Source organism: Tsukamurella strandjordii, from assembly GCF_039525985.1.
GTDB classification, from domain to species: Bacteria; Actinomycetota; Actinomycetes; order Mycobacteriales; family Mycobacteriaceae; genus Tsukamurella; species Tsukamurella strandjordii.
In genome coordinates this window covers 345,683-364,054 of the sequence record NZ_BAAAII010000004.1, presented here as the reverse complement: position 1 = coordinate 364,054, position 18,372 = coordinate 345,683, and the positions used below count along the sequence as shown (strand labels likewise).

At 70.8% G+C, this 18,372-nt stretch carries 18 protein-coding genes; 11 read left to right on the top strand and 7 right to left on the bottom strand.

The features are described from left to right. The first annotated feature begins 191 nt into the window (after positions 1–191). Together ABD108_RS07690 and ABD108_RS07685 are read left to right on the top strand one after the other, a co-directional pair. Positions 192–977: a hypothetical protein gene (locus tag ABD108_RS07690; RefSeq protein WP_220657840.1), complete on the top strand. Its 786-nt coding sequence runs from the start codon at positions 192–194 to the stop codon at positions 975–977. A 48-nt stretch (positions 978–1,025) separates the two neighbouring features. Beyond that, entirely contained in the window at positions 1,026–1,922 is an 897-nt protein-coding gene (locus tag ABD108_RS07685; protein WP_343929956.1) for a hypothetical protein, read from the top strand. Here the strand turns inward: ABD108_RS07685 and ABD108_RS07680 are convergent. Beyond that, positions 1,909–3,291 carry an amino acid permease gene (locus tag ABD108_RS07680; protein WP_220657838.1) on the bottom strand — a complete coding sequence of 461 codons (1,383 nt, stop codon included), beginning with the start codon at positions 3,289–3,291 and terminating at the stop codon, positions 1,909–1,911. The two genes, ABD108_RS07685 and ABD108_RS07680, sit on opposite strands and share 14 nt — an antisense overlap. Positions 3,292–3,380: 89 nt before the next feature. Further along, complete coding sequence (locus ABD108_RS07675) at positions 3,381–4,253, bottom strand: aminodeoxychorismate lyase (RefSeq protein ID WP_343929955.1); 873 nt, start codon at positions 4,251–4,253, stop codon at positions 3,381–3,383. A 60-nt stretch (positions 4,254–4,313) separates the two neighbouring features. On the opposite strand from ABD108_RS07675, the gene ygfZ reads away from it, so the two are divergent. From ygfZ to ABD108_RS07660, 3 genes are all read left to right on the top strand, one after another. Continuing rightward, a complete protein-coding gene (gene ygfZ / locus ABD108_RS07670) occupies positions 4,314–5,363 on the top strand; it encodes a CAF17-like 4Fe-4S cluster assembly/insertion protein YgfZ (RefSeq protein WP_343929954.1) in 1,050 nt (349 codons plus the stop codon). Between the two features lie 20 nt (positions 5,364–5,383). Further along, complete coding sequence (locus tag ABD108_RS07665) at positions 5,384–6,016, top strand: MOSC domain-containing protein (protein ID WP_343930085.1); 633 nt, start codon at positions 5,384–5,386, stop codon at positions 6,014–6,016. A 135-nt stretch (positions 6,017–6,151) separates the two neighbouring features. After that, positions 6,152–6,352, top strand: coding sequence for a DUF3073 domain-containing protein (locus ABD108_RS07660; protein ID WP_220657834.1), 201 nt, complete (start codon positions 6,152–6,154; stop codon positions 6,350–6,352). Positions 6,353–6,433: 81 nt separating this feature from the next. Here the strand turns inward: ABD108_RS07660 and purM are convergent, their stop codons facing one another. Both purM and purF read right to left on the bottom strand, forming a co-directional pair. After that, a complete protein-coding gene (gene purM, locus ABD108_RS07655) occupies positions 6,434–7,522 on the bottom strand; it encodes a phosphoribosylformylglycinamidine cyclo-ligase (protein WP_220657833.1) in 1,089 nt (362 codons plus the stop codon). A 45-nt stretch (positions 7,523–7,567) separates the two neighbouring features. Beyond that, a complete protein-coding gene (gene purF / locus ABD108_RS07650) occupies positions 7,568–9,211 on the bottom strand; it encodes an amidophosphoribosyltransferase (protein WP_425579768.1) in 1,644 nt (547 codons plus the stop codon). Between purF and ABD108_RS07645 the strand changes: the two genes are divergently transcribed. Next, on the top strand, positions 9,210–9,590 hold the full coding sequence (locus ABD108_RS07645) for a sterol carrier family protein (protein ID WP_220657831.1): 381 nt from the start codon (positions 9,210–9,212) through the stop codon (positions 9,588–9,590). The genes purF and ABD108_RS07645 overlap by 2 nt on opposite strands. Here the strand turns inward: ABD108_RS07645 and ABD108_RS07640 are convergent. Together ABD108_RS07640 and ABD108_RS07635 are read right to left on the bottom strand one after the other, a co-directional pair. Then, complete coding sequence (locus ABD108_RS07640) at positions 9,587–10,291, bottom strand: hypothetical protein (RefSeq protein WP_343929953.1); 705 nt, start codon at positions 10,289–10,291, stop codon at positions 9,587–9,589. The genes ABD108_RS07645 and ABD108_RS07640 overlap by 4 nt on opposite strands. Positions 10,292–10,410: 119 nt before the next feature. Next, a complete protein-coding gene (locus ABD108_RS07635) occupies positions 10,411–11,127 on the bottom strand; it encodes a hypothetical protein (RefSeq protein WP_220657829.1) in 717 nt (238 codons plus the stop codon). Between the two features lie 167 nt (positions 11,128–11,294). On the opposite strand from ABD108_RS07635, the gene ABD108_RS07630 reads away from it, so the two are divergent. After that, entirely contained in the window at positions 11,295–12,803 is a 1,509-nt protein-coding gene (locus ABD108_RS07630; protein ID WP_343929952.1) for a glutamate-cysteine ligase family protein, read from the top strand. Between the two features lie 6 nt (positions 12,804–12,809). Here ABD108_RS07630 and ABD108_RS07625 read toward each other — a convergent pair whose 3' ends face one another. Beyond that, complete coding sequence (locus tag ABD108_RS07625) at positions 12,810–14,153, bottom strand: TIGR01777 family oxidoreductase (protein ID WP_343929951.1); 1,344 nt, start codon at positions 14,151–14,153, stop codon at positions 12,810–12,812. Between the two features lie 96 nt (positions 14,154–14,249). On the opposite strand from ABD108_RS07625, the gene ABD108_RS07620 reads away from it, so the two are divergent. From ABD108_RS07620 to ABD108_RS07605, 4 genes are read left to right on the top strand one after another with little or no spacing between them, the layout of a single operon-like run. Then, complete coding sequence (locus tag ABD108_RS07620) at positions 14,250–15,512, top strand: NAD(P)/FAD-dependent oxidoreductase (protein WP_343929950.1); 1,263 nt, start codon at positions 14,250–14,252, stop codon at positions 15,510–15,512. Continuing rightward, positions 15,509–16,279, top strand: coding sequence for a DUF1365 domain-containing protein (locus ABD108_RS07615; RefSeq protein ID WP_343929949.1), 771 nt, complete (start codon positions 15,509–15,511; stop codon positions 16,277–16,279). Before ABD108_RS07620 ends, ABD108_RS07615 begins: the two co-directional genes overlap by 4 nt. After that, positions 16,276–17,562: a class I SAM-dependent methyltransferase gene (locus ABD108_RS07610; protein WP_343929948.1), complete on the top strand. Its 1,287-nt coding sequence runs from the start codon at positions 16,276–16,278 to the stop codon at positions 17,560–17,562. Before ABD108_RS07615 ends, ABD108_RS07610 begins: the two co-directional genes overlap by 4 nt. Next, positions 17,559–18,353: a DUF1295 domain-containing protein gene (locus tag ABD108_RS07605; RefSeq protein WP_343929947.1), complete on the top strand. Its 795-nt coding sequence runs from the start codon at positions 17,559–17,561 to the stop codon at positions 18,351–18,353. The genes ABD108_RS07610 and ABD108_RS07605 overlap by 4 nt, the downstream gene beginning before the upstream one ends. Positions 18,354–18,372: the final 19 nt, after the last annotated feature.

Below are 18,372 nucleotides of genomic sequence, written 5' to 3'. Positions count from 1 at the left end.
GGCCGAGGGGGCGGATCGGCGCCGTTGCCGACCCGTGTTACTACCACTCGTAGTATCTACTACGGATAGTAGTAGATACTCAGCGCTATCCCAAGCACTGAGGCAGGAGTCACCTCACGCCGCGGATCGCACTCTGCAACCGTTCGCCATCGCATACACTCCGGACAGATCACGTCTCCGGGGGGAGTCCAATGAATCCGCAGCGCTTCGATTCGCCGTACCGTCCGTGGCCACCGCAGCCTGGGCAGGCGCGACCCAGTCGGCCCGCTCGCTCCACCGGAGCGCTGATCGGCATTGTCGTCGCCGCGACGGCCGTTGTCATAGCGCTGATCGTCGTAGGGACGGCGGTCGCCCTGAACCGCGCCGAGCGCCCAGCCGCAGCGTCGGCAATGAGCAGCGGGCGCGCACCGTCGGTCACCACCCCGTCGAAGCCGATGGGCATCGGACCCGGCTTCGGACTTTCCGACCCTCCGCCCAAGGAACCGCTCATCACCACCGTCACGAACAGCACTATCGGCGGCGACAAAGACTGGCTACATTTCCAGACCGGCGGAGGTCGAACGATCGACCTCAAGGCCACGCTAGTCCGGCCCGGCCGCGACTACCCCGACTGCCGGACGCTCGACAGGTCCGGCAAGCTCGCGCGCCTCGGCTGCACGCAATCGGCTGACATGGTGCACTCCGCGGACGGCGGGCAATTGTTCCTCAACACGGTGGTCTTCTCCATGCGGGACGAGGCCGCGGCGCAGACCGCCGAATCCGGCTACCAAGACCACGACCTGACCGAACTCGACGGTACCTATCGCACCGGGTACGCCAAGGCCAAGTACCGGATTTCGACCGTTCGCAACTTCTTCGTCGTCACACTGGCCACCGCAGCAGCGGCAACACCCGAGGCCACGATGAGCCAATACCTTCGCGTTTATCACGGCAGTGTGGACGGCGTGTTGATCGCCATGAATATGGGCCGCAAGTGATCCTGGCCCAGCGGTGATGCCAGTTCACGGTGCCTGGGGAGGAGCCCTGTGAATCCATTGTCACCGCCCGGCGTGCCCGATGAGGAGCGCGCATCGTTCGACTCGGATCTGCCGCAGCCGGAGGGCGCGTTCGTCTCCGCGCACCGGCCCCGCAATCCGACCTACGACGAGCCCGATCCGGCCGAAGAGTCAGAGCCCTCGTGGGCCGAAGCGGAGGACATTGCCCCGGCTTCCACCCCCGAACCTGATGAGGCAGCAGCACCCTGGTCGGACGCCGGCGGCGAAGTCGACGACTACACCGACGACTACGTCCAGGCCACCGACGAGCCGTCGGTGTCGAGTGTTTTCATCGATTGGCTCGGAAAGCTCTGCATCGGCATCGTTCTCATGATGATAGCCATCGGTGCTGCCACCGGCTTCACCTCGTGGCGCGTCGGTCAAACGGTGCCCACTCCCACTGGGTCACCGACCGCGGCGAGCCGCGATGCGGGAAGAGCGCTCTATCAGGACATGGGCGGCCGCAAGGATTGGAACTACCGATCGGGGCCGGTGCAGTTGCAGGCGACCTGGGTCAGTGGCGTCGACTACGCCACCTGCGCCGACATCGACGCGACCGGGAAGCTGGCGCAGTACCGCTGCCGGAACGCGGCGGAATCGACGCACTCGGCGGAGAACGGCCAGCTACTGCTCACCCAGTACCTGTTCGCGCTGCCCGACGAGGCCCGTGCAGGTGCCGCCGCCACGAGCGTCATCCCGCCGGACGTCCGCACGCGTCCCGACACCACAATCGACGGCGCGACCACCCGCGACGCACGCGTCACAGCTGAGAAGAACATGGTCCTGCTCACCATCGTCACCGCGACCGCGGCGGTCCCACCCTCCACCGTGGACACCTATCTCACCCACCGCCACGGCGACACGCTCGGCGCCCTCAGCCTCCGGTGACCGCGGACCGTCGCTCCATGCGGCGCTGGTGCAGGACGCTGGCCGCCACCACGAACACCGCGAGGCCGGTCGAGAGGCCGACCGCGCTGCGCTGGCTGGGATCGACGATCATCGCCACGATGATGAAGACGATGAACGCGATCACCGCGTACGTGGCCCACGGGAAGAACCACATCCGCAGCGGCGAGGGCTCGGTGGCCCTGCGGCGCAGAGCGATCTGACTGAGCGCGATCACCAGGTACACGAACAGCGCCACCGCGCCGGTGGTCGCCAGCAGGTAGCCGAAGAGCTTCTCCGGGAGCACGTAGTTGCCGATCACCGCGAGGAAGCCCAGCAGCATCGACGCCAGCACCGAGACCGCGGGCACGCCGCGCTTCGTGGTGCGGCCCGCGGCGGCGGGAGCGTCGCCGCGCTGCGCGAGCGAGTACAGCATCCGGGACGCCGTGTAGAGCGCGCTGTTGAGGCACGAGGCCACCGCCACCAGAACCACCACGTCCATGATCCCCGCGGCCGCCGGGATGTTCATACCCTGGAGCACCGCCTGGTACGAGCCGGTCGCCGAGTCCAGCGAGTTCCACGGCACCAGCGCGACCACCACGAAGATCGACCCGATGTAGAACAGGCAGATCCGCCACACCACGGAGTTCACGGCCTTGGTGATGCCCTTGGCCGGCTCCGGCGATTCGGCGGCGGCGATCGTCACGATCTCCGAGCCCATGAACGTGAACATCGTGGTGAGCATCGCCGCGATCACTGCGCTCGCCCCGTTCGGCATGAAGCCGCCGGTGTCCCAGAGGTGGTGCACGCCGGACACGCCCGAGCCGGGCAGCAACCCGAAGATCGCGAGCACGCCCAGCGCCAGGAAGGCGGCGATCGCCAGCACCTTGATCAGGGCGAACCAGAACTCGAACTCGCCGTAGTTACCCACCGAGAGCAGGTTCGTCACCGTCAGCAGCACCACCACCAGCAGCGCCCACGACCACTGCGGGCCGCCCACCACCTTCGCCATGATCACCGCCGCGGCGGTGGCCTCCACCGGGATCACCAGCACCCAGAACAGCCAGTACAGCCACCCGATGCTGCACCCCGCCCAGCGTCCCAGGGCCCGCTCCGCGTAGGTCGAGAAGGAGCCGGTGTCCGGCTGCGCCGTGGCCATCTCGCCGAGCATCCGCATCACCAGGATCACCAGCAGCCCGGCCAGGGCGTACGAGATGAGAACCGCCGGACCGGCCAGTTTGATCGCGTTCGCCGAGCCCACGAACAGTCCCGCCCCGATCACACCCGCGATCGAGATCATCGTGATGTGCCGGGGCTTGAGGCTCGTCCCCAGTTCGTTACCGCCCGAGCGATCGGCGACCTGCGTATTCATCCACGGGACACTAGCGCCGTGACGGAACCGCCGCAGGGCATGCCGGGATTGTCCGAATGATCCCCAAAAGCCCGCGCGCGAGCGATCTTTCAGGGGGTGTTCGCGATACCCGACTCCAGCAGCGAGCGCACCGTCTCGTCCATCGGGGCATCGGGAAGGGCCCGACCGTTGAGGGTGTGCACCCGCGCGCACAGGGTGATCGACGAGATCAGCCACACCCCGTCGTTCATCACCAGGTCCACGGGGAACAGCGGCTCGATCGCGGTCTCGACGCCCTTGTCGTGGGCGGCGTCGAACAGCGCGCGCACGCTGGTCCCGGGCAGGATGCCTTGCTCGTCGGGCGGCGTCACCAGCGTGCGGCCGCGGGCGATCACCACGGTGGCGCGCGGCGCCTCCAGGACCCGCCCCTCGCTGGAGGTGAAGATCACGTCGTCGGCGCCCTGCTCCGCCGCGTACCGGGTGGCCGCCATGTTCACCGCGTACGAGAGGGTCTTGGCACCCATCAGCAGCCACGGCGCGTTCTGCGCGAGCTCGGTCGAGTAGCCGCGATTGAGGGTGATCGCCGAGACCCCGTCGCGCCGGGCCGCCAGCGCCCGCTCCGGGACCGGCGAAACGGTGACGTAGGCGGTCGGCGTCGAGGGATCGGACTCCCGCCCGCGGGTGTAGACGAGGCGGAGCGCACCGTCGACCCCCTCGCCCGCGGCCTCCGCGAAGAGCACCGCCGCGCGTTCCATCGCGGCCCACCAGGCACCGTCGTTCGGGGCCGGCAGGCCCAGCGCGGCGGCGGACCCGGCTAGCCGGTCCAGGTGCGCCCGCGCCTTGAGCGGGCGCCCGCCGCGCACGAGCACGGTCTCGAAACAGCCGTCCCCGCGGACGGCGCCGAGATCGTCGGCGTAGAGCAGAGGAGTCGAGGGATCGTGCGCGGAGCCGTCGAGGGTCACCACCACGGAAGCGTCGGCCATGGCCGCAAGATTAGGGCACGCGGAATCGGGCCGCCCGGGCGGCGGGCGTAGAGTCGAGTAGTGGTCGATTCCGAACATGTCACGTCCGGTATAGCGAATCCCGACGACACCCCGGATGCCGGTGTGACCTGGCATTTCGGTGACCCGTTCGGGGAGCAGCGCGCCGCCGAGCGCGGCGCCGCGGTGGTCGACCGATCGCACCGCCGCGTGATCACCCTGACCGGCCCCGAGCGGCTGTCGTGGCTGCACTCGATCACCAGCCAGCACCTGACTTCCCTGCCCGACGGCGCCTCGGTGCAGAACCTCAACCTCGACGGCAGCGGCCGCGTGCTCGACCACTTCTGGGTCACCGATGTCGACGGCACCACGTACATCGACACCGAGCCCGCGGCGCTCGCGCCGAAGGAGGCGCCGCTCTCCCCCGACCTCGCGACCTACCTGCAGCGGATGGTCTTCCGCGCGCAGGTGGAGGTGCGCGACCGTCCGGACCTCGCGGTGGTCACCGTTGTCGGCCCCGACGCGGCCACCGTCGCCGAGGGGGTCTCCGGGATCCGTCGCGCCGAACCCGACGAGGTGAACCTCATCGTGCCCCGCGACGATCTCGCCGGCACCGTCGCCGCCCTCGTGGCCGGCGGGGCGCAGCCGGCCGGCACCTGGGCCTACGAGGCCCGACGGGTCGCCGCCGCCCGTCCCCGCGCCGGCCTCGACACCGACGACAAGACGATCCCGCACGAGGTGAACTGGATCGGACCGGCCGTGCACCTCGACAAGGGCTGCTACCGCGGGCAGGAGACCATCGCCCGCGTGCACAACATCGGCCGCCCGCCGCGCCGGCTGGTGCTGCTGCACCTCGACGGCTCCGCCGACGCCCGGCCCTCCACCGGTGATCCGGTGACGCTCGACGGGCGCACCGTCGGGCGGCTCGGCACCGTGGTCGAGCACGCCGACTACGGCCCCATCGCCCTCGCGCTGATCAAGCGGTCGATCCCCGACGATGCGAAGCTCGACGCGGGCGGCGCCGCGGCGGCGATCGACACCGACGTCACCCCGGCGGCCGATTCCGGCGATCAGGCCGGACGGTCCGCCGTCGACCGGCTGCGCGGCCGGTGACACACCCCGGGACGCCGCCGATGCAGCAGGTGCTCGCGGTGTGCGTCGTCGCGCAGGAGCACCACCTCGATCCCCGCAAACCGGAGCAGCGCACCGCCATCGACAAGCGGCCCGCCGAGGGCCCCGTCGAGGTCGGCCCGCTGGGCCCGCTCACCGACCACGTCTGCGATCCCAAGCACCACGGCGGCGAGGAACAGGCCGTGTACGCCTACTCGCAGCACGAGGCCGACCGCTGGGCGCAGGAACTGGGCCGGGAACTGCCGCTCGGCTGGTTCGGGGAGAACCTCCGCGTGGACGGCCCCACCACCGACCTCGTGGTGGGCACCCGGCTCCGGGTGGGCGCGGTCCTCGAACTCGAGGCCACCATCCCGCGCACCCCGTGCCGGACCTTCGCGCTGTGGTCGAAGGAGGACGGCTGGCTCAAGCGGTTCACCGAGCGCGGCGATACCGGCGCCTACTTCCGGGTGCTCACACCGGGACCGGTGGCCGCCGGCGACCCGGTGGCCGTGGTGCACGTGCCCGAACACGGCGCCACCCTTCGAGATCTGTTCCATGCGACACGTCCGGAGCGACTCGAAAACCTCCTGACCGGCCGTGACCTGCCACCGAAGGTGGAGCGGGACGCCCGTCGGGCTCTCAATAGAGCAAAGTGACACCCAGGCGGCAGCAGCATCGCCGATCGCACGCTAAACTGGACCCCAGGAAGAATTTGTACACGGAGAAAGGGGCCGCCACCCGCCGGGCAATCCGGTAGCTGGCCGCCCCTTCATTGCGCAAGGGGGTCCCCCATGGGCCGCGGCCGAGCAAAGGCGAAGCAGACCAAGGTGGCACGGGAGCTGAAGTACAGCACGCCGAGCACCGACCTGAAGAGGCTGCAAGACGAGCTGGCGGGTGGCGGGCACGACGAGGCTGATGTACTCGCCTCTCACCCCGAGTGGAGCGATGTCGCAGGCGAGCCGTACCGCGAAGAGGAGTGGCGCCGCGCCTGAGGCGCGCCACCTCCGCTCACACCCTGAACGCCGAAGGGAACCGCAACCCGGATCGGGTCGCGGTTCCCTCGACGTTGTGCGCTAGAACTTCGGATGTGAGCCGCTCAGCACGGCACCGCCGGGCGCAGCCCCGCCGTCCTGGCTGGACTTCTTGATCGACCCCAGCACCCAGCTGTCGATGTGGCGTGCCGTGAGCACGGCCAGAGCGCGATCGACGTCCTCGGGCGCCACGATCGCGACCATGCCCACGCCCATGTTGAAGGTCTTCTCCATCTCGGCCTGCTCCACCCGGCCGCGCTGCGCGATCAGGGCGAAGACGGCCGACGGGCTCCACGTGTTGCGGTCGAGGTCGGCCACCAGGCCGTCCGGGATCACGCGCGCCAGGTTGGCCTCCAGGCCGCCGCCGGTCACATGGCAGAAGGTGCGGACCTGGGTCTCCTGGGTGAGCCGCAGGCAGTCCAGAGCGTAGATCGCGGTGGGCTCGAGCAGCTCCTCGCCCAGGGTGCGGCCGAACTCCTCGACGTAGCCACCGAGATCCATGTGGCCCCACTCCAGGAGCACCTTGCGGGCCAGGCTGTAGCCGTTGCTGTGCAGGCCGGAGCTCTTCATGGCGATCACCACGTCGCCCGCGCGCACGTTGTCGGGGCCGAGCACCTCATCGGCCTCGACGACGCCCACGCCGGTCGCGGACAGGTCGTACTCGCCCTCGCCCATCAGGCCGGGATGCTCGGCGGTCTCGCCGCCCAGCAGGGCGCAGCCGGCGCGCACGCAGCCCTCGGCGATGCCGCCGACCAACTCGGCGACGACCTCCGGGACCACCTTGCCCACGGCGATGTAGTCCTGCAGGAACAGCGGCTCGGCGCCGGTCACCACGAGATCGTCGACCACCATGGCCACCAGGTCGATGCCCACGGTGTCGTGCTTGCCCATGGCCTGCGCGACGGCGATCTTGGTGCCCACACCGTCGGTGGAGGCGGCCAGCACGGGCTCGCGGTACTTCTTCAGGGCGAACAGGCCGGCGAAGCCGCCGAGACCGCCCATGACCTCCGGGCGGGTGGCGCGCTTGGCGTGCGGCTTGAACAGCTCGACGGCGCGGTCACCGGCCTCGATGTCGACTCCGGCGGCGGCGTACGAGGCGCCCTGCGGCGGCTGGTTAATGGAATCCGTCACGGGGTCATAGGCTACCGGACTCCGAGCCCGCCAGCCCCCGCCGGATTACGGCCGCCGCAGCGCCGAGGCGTTGTCGTTCTCCGCGCGCAGCGGGTCACCGTCGGGCGAGCCCGACTTGAGCATGTTCTCCAGCACGGCCTTGCCCATCGACGTGGACTCGGGCAGAGCGATGGGGTACTCGCCGTCGAAGCAGGCGCGGCACATCTGGCTGCCCTCGTGTTCGGTGGCGGCGGTCATCTCGTCCAGCGAGATGTAGCCCAGGCTGTCGGCGCCGATCGCGGCCCGCACCGATTCGACCATGGCCTCCATGGAGTCGGCGCCGCCGCCGTTGGCGATCAGCTCGGCCGGGGAGGCGAAGTCGATGCCGTAGAAGCACGGCCACTTCACCGGCGACGAGGCGATGCGCACGTGGATCTCGGCGGCGCCGGCCTCGCGGAGCATCCGGATCAGAGCGCGCTGGGTGTTGCCGCGGACGATCGAATCGTCCACCACCACAAGGCGCTTGCCGCGAATCACCTCGCGCAGCGGGTTCAGCTTGAGCCGGATGCCGAGTTGGCGGATGGTCTGGCTGGGCTGGATGAAGGTGCGGCCCACATAGGCGTTCTTCATCAGGCCCTGGCCGTAGGGGATGCCCGATTCCTGGGCGTAGCCCACCGCGGCGGGGGTACCCGACTCGGGCACCGGGATCACCAGATCACCCTCGGCGGGGTGCTCGCGGGCCAGGCGGCGACCGATGTCGACGCGGGTCGAGTGCACCGAGCGGCCGTGGATCACCGAGTCGGGGCGGGCCAGGTAGACGTACTCGAAGATGCAGGTCTTCGGTGTGGGCTCGGCGAACTTGGTGGACCGCACACCGTCCTCGTCGATGGCCAGCAGCTCACCCGGCTCGATGTCGCGCACGAATGAGGCGCCCACGATGTCGAAGGCCGCGGTCTCGGAGGCCACCACCCAGCCGCGGTCGAGGCGGCCGAGCGAGAGCGGGCGCACGCCGTGCGGGTCGCGCGCCGCGTACAGCGTGTGCTCGTCCATGAAGGTGAGGCAGAAGGCGCCCTTCAGCGTGGGCAGCAGCTCCATCGCGGCCTGCTCCAGCGTGCGGTCCGCGGCGGCGTGCGCGAGCAGGGCGCCCACCACATCGGAGTCCGAGGAGGCGGCGTTGCCGGGGTTGCGTCCGGAGATGCCCAGGTCGGCGGCGCGCTGGGCGAGCTCGGCGGTGTTCACGAGGTTGCCGTTGTGCCCGAGCGCCACGCCGTTGCCGGCGTTGGTGGTGCGGAAGATCGGCTGGCTGTTCTCCCACGTGGTGGAGCCGGTGGTGGAGTAGCGGCAGTGGCCGATGGCCACGTGGCCGGGCATCGAGCTCAGCGTCTGCTCGTCGAAGACCTGGCTCACCAGGCCGAGATCCTTGAAGACCAGCACCTGCTGGCCGTCGCCCACCGCGATGCCGGCGGCCTCCTGGCCGCGGTGCTGCAGGGCGTAGAGGCCGTAGTAGGAGAGTTTGGCGACGTCCTCGCCGGTGGCCCAGACGCCGAAGACTCCGCATTCCTCGCGGGGCTCCTGCTCGTCCTGGTCCTGCTCGACGACGGTAAGCGGAAGCTGCTGCACGGCGACTCCTGAGGCTGGCTGGGGCGGGCCGCTTCCGATTCTACGGGTGCGAAGGCCCCGAATCGAATCGACGAGTAGGTTTTGCGCCATGGGGAACAAGATCGACCCCGCGCAGACGCGGGCGGCGGTGCTGGCGGTGCGGGATTGGATCGAGAACGACGATGCGCCGCAGCCGCCGCGGGCCGCGGTCGCGGCGGCCGTGCGGAGCACCGCGCGCACCCTCGCGCAGGACGCGCCGGGCGGTTCGGTGGAGGTCCGGGTGCCGCCCTTCGTCGCGGTGCAGTGCATCGACGGTCCGCGGCACACCCGCGGCACGCCCCCGAACGTGGTCGAGTGCGTGCCGCGGGTCTGGCTCCGGCTGGCCACCGGTCTGCTCGATTTCGACGATGCCACCGAGGCGGCGTCGGTGCAGGCCAGCGGCCTGCGGGCGGGCGAGGTGGCCCACCTGCTGCCGCTGCTGCGGCTCTAGCGCGCGGCGTTCACCTTGTTCACCGCGGCGGTGAGGGCCTTGGCGACGTCGCCGCGGTCGGCGACCGGGTTGGCGCCCGCGCCGGCGCCGGTGATCAGCACGGCGTAGCCGCGGGCGGTCGTGCCGGCGAGCAGCTGCTCCTGCTTGATCGGCTTGGTCTTGCCGTCCACGGTCACGGTGCCGGTGGACTTCGCGAGCACGGCCTTGCTGCCGGCGGGGGCGCCGGGCAGCGTCACGGGCGACGACGAGACGTCCATGACCAGCTTGTCCCTGGTGCCGGCGATGTCGTTCATCTCCACCCGGACGTTGTCACAGCCGGGCGGGTTGGCCAGCGCCTTGTTGATGTCGCCGCCCTCGGAGAGCACCTCGGAGATCGCGGACTTCTTGGCCTCGTTGACGCCCACGACGATCGGCTGGTTGCCGGCGCGCTCGAAGGCGCCCCGGTCGATCACGGGCGCGCACTGCGCGGGCGTGACCTTGGCCTTGGTGAGGCCGTCTCCCACATCGCGCAGGATGCTGGCGAGCTCCTTCGAGGACACCGGCTTCACCTCGTACCCGGCCGGGAATTCGGCCTGGGTGAGCAGCAGCTGGGCGGCCGGGGTGGTGGGCTTGCCGGGGGCCGGTGCGGCCTGGGCGATGCCCGCCGGGGCGGCGAGCGCCAGAGCGGCGACGACGACGGCGGCCCGTCGGAGTGCGTGCATGGGGGTTCCCTCCGGGTGGGTGTGAAAGCTGTGAGCGACGTTAAGAAATCTAACACCCGAAATGCACCACCACGAAGGGCCCCGATACCGATCCGGCATCGGGGTCCCGTGCGCCCACGTCAGCGGGCGTCGCGGACCTTCGCGGTGGCCTTGGTGAGCGCCTGGGCGAATCCGGCGCGGTCCAGGCGCCCGCCCTGCGAGCCGGACGCGGTGACCACCACCGTGTAGCCGCGCACCTGCGCCACGCCCTCGAGCTGGTTCACGTTCACCTTGCGCTCACGGCCGGGCTTTCCATCTTTGCCCGCCACGACCACGGTGCCGGTGCCCTGGGTCGAGATCACGGTCGCGCCGGCCGGCTGGCCGGGCACCTGCGTGAGCGACAGTTTGATGTTGATGACCGCCTTGGCGGGGAGCTGCGCGGTGGGTTCGAGCTCGACCTTGACGTCGCTGCAGTTCTGCAGCGTGGTGCGGCTGAGCGCGGCCTGCTCGGTGGAGAGCACCTCCACCAGACCGGTGGACATCTGCTCGTTGAAGGCGCTGATCATGGGCAGGTTGGTGGCCTTGTCCTGCAGCGCGGGCGTCACCTTGGGCGCGCACTCGGCGGGCGTCACCTTCACGCGGCTGGCGAACTGGCTCAGCGGTGCCACGATGTCGAGCTTCTCGGCCACGGAGAAGGGCATTATCTCGTAGCCGGCGGGGAATTCGCCCTCCCCGAGCAGCAGCTGCTCGACGGGCGTCGTCGGCTTGTCGCCCGGCGCGGCCTGGGCCACGGCGAGGGGAGCGATCAGGGCGGCGACGGCCGTGCCCGCGGCGAGGGTGGTACGCAGAGAACGCACGAGAACTCCTGAATTTCGTTGCACCGACTCATGAATTGCGTCAGCGCGAATGGTTATCCGCCTGCACTGTAAACCAGCGCTTGCAATTGCGAATAGGTGTCGGCCGGATCACCATTTCTCGCCCGGTTCTCCCCCGGCGGGCCCACGGGTTCTGTCAGGCTTCGGGCATGGGAGCCGATGTCGACGCCAGGGTGTTCACGCGCGAGGACCGGATGCGGTTCCGCCGGCAGGTGCAGCGCGGGACCGATGCGATCGCCCGCATGCTGGCCGAGGGCCTGTTCACGGACGACGGTGCGCCCCCGGAGCCGCTGCTCGGCATGGAGGTGGAGCTCAATCTGGTCGACGACGGCATGGAGCCGGCGATGGCCAATGCGGAGGCGCTCGACGCCATTGCCGATCCCGATTTCCAGACCGAATTGGGTCAGTTCAACATCGAGATCAATGTAGCGCCGCGCCCCTTCGTCGATCAGCACACGATCAGCCTCGAGGATTCACTGCGCGCGTCGTTGAATCGCGCCGATGAACGGGCCCGCGCCTCCGGTTCGCATCTGGTGATGATCGGCATGCTGCCCACGCTCGGTGAGGAGCATTTCGCGAAGCAGTGGTTCTCGGCGAACCCGCGCTACGACCTGCTCAACGAACAGGTCTTCGCGGCCCGCGGCGAGGACATCGAGATCGATATCGAGGGCGCGCCGATGCCGGGGGCGATCGTGGGCGAGCGCCTCGACATCACCTCGGACACGATCCTTCCCGAGGCGGCGTGCACCTCGCTGCAGCTGCACCTGCGGGTGGCGCCGGAGGATTTCGCCGCCCATTGGAACGCGGCGCAGGCGATCGCGGGCGTGCAGGTGGCGATCGCGGCGAACTCGCCCTTCCTGGCGGGGAAGGCGCTGTGGCACGAGTCGCGGATCCCGTTGTTCGAGCAGGCCACCGACACCCGGCCGATCGAGTTGCGCAATCAGGGGGTGCGGCCGCGGGTGTGGTTCGGGGAGCGGTGGATCACCTCCACCTTCGACCTGTTCGAGGAGAACACCCGCTACTTCCCGGCGCTGCTCCCGGTGTGCACCGATGTCGACCCGCTGGAGGTGGTCGACCGGGGCGAGGCGCCCGAGCTGCCGGAGCTGCGGATGCACAACGGCACCGTGTACCGATGGAACCGTCCGGTGTACGACGTGGTCGACGGCCATGCGCACCTGCGGGTGGAGAACCGGGTGCTCCCCGCGGGGCCCACGGTGGTGGACACGATGGCGAACGCCGCCTTCTACTACGGGATGGTGCGTGCGCTGGTCGAGGCCGACCGCCCGATCTGGACGCAGATGAGCTTCGACGCCGCCACCGAGAACCTGCACTCCGGGGCCCGCGACGGCTTCGATGCGGGCCTGTACTGGCCGAACGTGGGGTGGATCCGCCCCGACGAGCTGGTCTTGCGCCGCCTACTGCCGCTGGTCGACGAGGGCCTCAAGGCCTACGGGGTGGGCTCGCGGTCGCGGGACCGGTACCTCACGCTGCTGGAGGGACGGTGCGTGCAGCGGCAGACCGGATCGTCGTGGCAGCGGGCCGCCGTCGCCGCCCGCGAGGCCGCGGGCGAGACCCGCGAACGCGCCCTGCGCGGCATGCTCGCCGATTACGTCGAGCTGATGCACGAGGGGGAGCCGGTGCACACCTGGGCGGTGTGACGGGCCTCAGCCGAGTAGGTGCCGCAGCGCGCCGCCGAGGTCCGGGGTGCGGAACGGATGGCCGCGGTCCTCGAGGACGGCGGGCCGCACCCGCTGGCTGGCGAGCGCGAGGTCCTGTGCGCCCTCGCGGCCGAGGAGCAGCGCGGGACCGAAGGAGGGCACGGGGAACAGGGTGGGCCGGTGCAGCACGTGGCCCAGTTCCCGGGTGTAGTCGGCGTTGCGCACCACGGACGGGGCGACGGCGTTGACCGGTCCGGAAAGCGTGGTGTCCCACAGGCTTCGGTGGTAGATGTCGACGAGGTCGTCGATCCCGATCCAGGGCTGCCACTGCTCGCCGCTGCCGAGACGTCCGCCGAGGCCGGCCCGGAACAGGGGCAGTTGCAGTTTGAGGGTGCCGCCCTGCGGTGATTGGACGATGCCGGTGCGCACCGAGACCACCCGGGTACCGTCTCCGGCGCCCTCGCGGGCGGCGTCTTCCCAGCGGCGCACCACGTCGGAGAGGAAGTCGGCGGTGGCGGGCGGCGCGGATTCCTCGGTGAGCACCTCGTCCCCCCGGTCCCGGCCGTAGACACCCACAGCGGAGGCGCTCACGAAGGTCCGCACGCCCGCTGCGGTGGCGGCGCGGGCCAGCAGCCGCGTGGGTTCGATGCGGCTGTCGGCGATGGCTTCCTTGTGCTCTCGGGTGAACCGGCCGGCGATCCCGGCGCCCGCGAGATGGATCACGGCGTCGACGCCGTCGAGCGCCGCCGGGTCGGGGGCCTCCGGGTTCCAGGTGCGCTCGGAATCCGCGCCGGGCTCCCCGCGCACCAGCCTGATCACCCGGTGTCCACCGGTGCTCAGAAACGCCGTGAGCGCCGTGCCGACGAGTCCGGACGCGCCGGTCACCGCGACCGTCGACGGGCCCAGTCCCGCCTCCGCGGCCCGACGGTGCGCGGCGAGGTCGGCCGCCAGCTGCCGGTACCGGTACTCGATGACCTCCGAGAGGAGTTGCTCGGGCACCGGCGTCCGTACGTCGTCGCTCACCCGGGTGTGCTGCGGGTCCACGGGTTCGAAGTCGTGGATGTGCCGCCACGGGAACAGCCCGGCGGGCAGCGAGCGGGCGCCGTCCACCGCCACCTCGTCGACGAATCGGCGGCCGGGCACGTACGCGCTCGGATCGTGCTTGGCGAACCACTGCAGGCCGCCCGGCAGGTCGATCACGGTGACTCCGTCCGCGAGCGAGGAGGCCTGCGAGTCCAGCCGCATCGGCACCCAGGGCGCCATCAGTCGGGTGAACGCCCCGGGCCGGGAGAACCACGCGAAGACCTCGTCGACGGGTGATTCGATGACTGCTGATCTCCGGATGCCCATGCTCCTCACGGTAGCGCCGCCGGGGGTGCGCGGCCATGCCGGAAATCTCACGCCATCGCGCCCCATCCGCACGGGCGTCGGCTCCGAATACGGGGCATGAGAACGGAGAACAGGCGGCTGGCGGTGGTCGGCAGCGGCGTGGCCGGGCTGGTCGCGGCGCACGTCCTGAGCAGGACCGCGGCGGTCACCCTGTACGAGCGCGATCGTCGGCTGGGGGGCCACGCCCACACCCATCAGGTGGATCTCGGGGTGGGTCACCCGGTGTCCGTCGATTCGGGTTTCATCGTGCACAACGACACCACCTACCCCGTGCTGTGCGGCCTGTTCGACGAGCTCGGTGTGGCCACGCGCGACACCGAGATGTCGATGTCGATCCGCGACGATGCGCACGGCGTGGAGTTCGCGGGCGGCAAGGGCCTGCGCGGTCTACTGCCCACCGCCCGGCACCTCACGGACCCCCAGCACCTGCGCCTGCTCGCGGAGGTGCCGCGTTTCCACCGTGCCGCGCGCCGGCACCTGGACGAGGGCGGGGAGGATCTCCCGCTCGCCGAGTTCGTGCGCCGCGAGCAGCTCAGTGATCGTGTGGTGCGGCACTTCCTGCTGCCCCTGGTGGCCGCGGTGTGGTCCTGCCCGCCCGGCCGGGTCGGCGAGTACCCGGCGCGCTACCTGTTCCGGTTCCTCGCCAATCACGGGATGCTGTCGGTGGGGAGATCGTTGCAGTGGCGCACCGTGGTCGGTGGTTCGGCGCGGTACGTCGAGAAGATCGCGGCCGGGATCGCGGATGTGCGCACGGGTGCCGGGGTGCGCAGCCTGCGCCGGGAGGCCTCGGGGGTGCGGATCCTGGACGACACCGGCCGCATCGAGCAGTTCGACGGTGCGGTGGTCGCCGTGCACCCGCACCAGGCGCTCGCCCTGCTGGGCGATCCGACTCCCGCGCAGCGCGCGCTCCTGAGCGCGATCGAGTACTCCCCGAATCCCGGTCTGCTGCACACGGACACCTCGCTGCTGCCGCGCCACGAGAACGCCCGCGGCTCCTGGAACTACCTGGCGACCGGCGACGCGGGGCGGGTCTCGGTGACCTACGACCTCACCCGCCTGATGGGTCTGCCCACGGGCGGCGACCGCGCGCTGGTGACGCTCGGGGGCGACGAACTGGTCGATCCGTCCCGGGTGATCGCGGAATTGGACTACGAACACCCTGCGTTCACCACCGCATCGGTGGCCGCGGCGCAGCGTCTCCCGGAGCTGTCCGATGGGGTCCTCGCCTTCGCCGGGGCCTACCACGGGTGGGGCTTCCACGAGGACGGCGCGGCCTCGGGCCTGCGGGCGGCGGAACGGCTCACCGGAGCGAGATCATGAGGGCGGCCCTGTACGACACCGAGATCGGGCACGCTCGGCGCTCGCCGGTCCGGCACTCCTTCCGGCACCGGAGCGCCAGCTGGTTCATCGACGTCGACGCGCCACCGGACCTTCCGCGCTGGCTGCGGCCGCTCGCGACCTTCCGCGCCCGGGACCATCTCTCCCCGGTGCGCAGCGGCGCGGACACCCTGCGCGCGCGGGTCGAGCAGACCCTGCGCGCGCAGGGCGTCGCTCCCCCGGGCGGCAGCATCACCGCCCTGCTCAACGCGCGGTGCCTCGGCTACGTCTTCGATCCACTCACCGTGTTCTGGTGTCACGACCGCGCGGGTTCGGTGCGGGCGGTGATCGCGGAGGTGCACAACACCTACGGCGGCCGGCACGCCTACGTGCTCGAAGCCGGCGCCGAATCGGGCGCCGTGGTGGACAAGGATTTCTACGTCTCACCGTTCAACCCGGTGGAGGGCCGCTACCGGCTGCGGATGCCCGAGCCGGGTGCGCGGCTGGCGATCGACGTGGTGCTCGAACGCCCGGATCAGGCGCCCTTCGTCGCCACGTGGCGCGGCACCCGCAGACCCGCCACCGCGCGCGGCGTGCTCGCCTCCCAACTGCGCGCGCCCCTGGCCCCGCTGGTGGTCTCGGCCCTGATCCGGGTGCACGGCATCCGCCTCTGGGCGGCCGGCCTCCCCCTCGTGCCCCGCGACCGCGCCCGGCCCACCGCCCGCACCACCACCGTCCCCGTCCCCGTCGAACAGGAAGCGAACCCGTGACCGCTGAACTCGAGGCCCGACGCACCGACCGTCCCCACCCGACCGCGCCCGCCCCCACCGGCGCGCGCGCCGCACTGCTCGGCCGCGGCGCGCGAATCCTGTTGACCCACGCCTGTGCACGCTGCGGTGTGTCGCTGTCGAGCACCGCAGACCCGGCACCGGCCGGGCCGGCCATCGTGCTGCACGACCCGGATGCGGTGGCCCGCCGGATCGGGACCTCCCGGCTGATCGGATTCGGCGAGGCCTATGTCGCCGGCGAGTGGGATTCCCCCGACCTGGCCGGGACGCTCACCGCGCTCGCGGGGCGCATGCCCCGCCTCGTTCCCCGCTGGCTGCAGGCACTGCGTCCACTCGCCGCGGTGCGGCGGCCGCGCACCGAGCTCGGTACGCCCGATCACGTGCAGGACAACGTGTCCCACCACTACGACCTGTCGAACGAACTGTTCGCGCGTTTCCTCGACGAGACGCTCACCTACTCCAGTGCGCTGTTCTCCGCCGCGGAACTCCCCGACGGCGCGCCCGGTGTCACCCGCGCTCCCGCGGTGGCGGAGGTCCCGCGGTCCGCCCTGCCTGACGCGCAGGCCGCGAAGATCGACCGGCTCCTCGACGCTGCGGGCGTCGGTCCCGGCACCCGGGTCCTGGAGGTGGGTACCGGCTGGGGCGAGCTCTGCCTGCGGGCGGCCCGCCGCGGCGCCGAGGTGCGCTCGGTGACCCTCTCGGTCGAGCAGCGCGATCTGGCGATGCAGCGGGTGGCCGAGGCCGGCCTGTCGCACGCGGTCCGGATCGACCTGCTCGACTACCGGGACGTCTTCGGCGAGTACGACGCCGTGGTCTCGGTCGAGATGATCGAGGCGGTCGGTGCCGCGCACTGGGACGAGTACTTCGCCGCGTTGGCTCGATTGCTCGCTCCCGGTGGACGGATCGCTGTGCAGGCGATCACCATGCCGCACGATCGCATGCTGGCCACCCTGCGCACGTACACCTGGATCCAGAAGTACGTCTTCCCCGGCGGCATGCTGCCCTCCACCGAGGCGATCTCCGCCGCTGCGGGGCGCGCGGGCCTCACCGTGCAGGCCCGGCACCGGTTCGGTGCGCACTACGCCGAGACCCTGCGGCTGTGGCGCGAACGCTTCCTCGACGATCCCGATTCACTGCCACCGCCCGCGGATTCCACTGCCTTCCAACGCCTCTGGGAGTTCTACCTGGCGTACAGCGAGGCGGGCTTCCGTTCCGGGTACCTGGATGTGCAGCAGATCGTGCTCGGTGCGCAGGTGCGGCGATGATCGGTTTCCTCCTCGTGACCGCGGCCTCCCTGGTGGTGCTGGCGGCGGTGCAGGCGATCACCTTCGCGGTGGGCCGGACCATCGGCCGGTACAACGTGGTCGATGTGGCCTGGGGCGCGGGGATCGTGGCGGTCGCGTGGATCGCTCTGTTCCTCGGCGACGGTGACCGCACCCGCGGCTGGATCATCACCGCGATCGTCACGGTGTGGGGCCTGCGCCTGTCCTGGCACATGTGGGTCAAATCCGCGGGCAAGGGCGAGGATCCGCGTTACACGGACATGCTGGACCGGGCCGGTGGCGGCGGCACCGGCATGGTGATCCGCAAGATCTTCGTGGTCCAGGGCGCCGCGCAGTGGTTCATCTCGCTGCCCGTGCAGGTGTCCGCGGTGAGTGGCCCCACGAGCGGAGCCGCGCTCATCGTGGCGGCCGCTGGGCTCGCTGCAGCGCTGACCGGCATCGGCTTCGAGGCCGTGGGCGATCACCAGTTGCGGGCCTTCAAGGCCGATCCCGCGCACCGCGGGATGATCATGGACCGCGGCCTGTGGGCGTGGACCCGGCATCCCAACTACTTCGGCGACGCCTGCACCTGGTGGGGCATCTGGCTGATCGCCGCGAGCGCCTGGCCGGGCGTGCTCACCGTGGCCTCGCCCGCGCTGATGACCTACTTCCTCGTCCACGCCACCGGCGCCCGCCTGCTCGAGCGGTTCATGAGTGCGCGCCCCGGCTGGGACGAGTACGCCGCCCGCACGTCCTTCTTCGTTCCGCGACCACCCCGCCGTGTGCGCCACTGATCCGGCCGCGGTGCGGTTC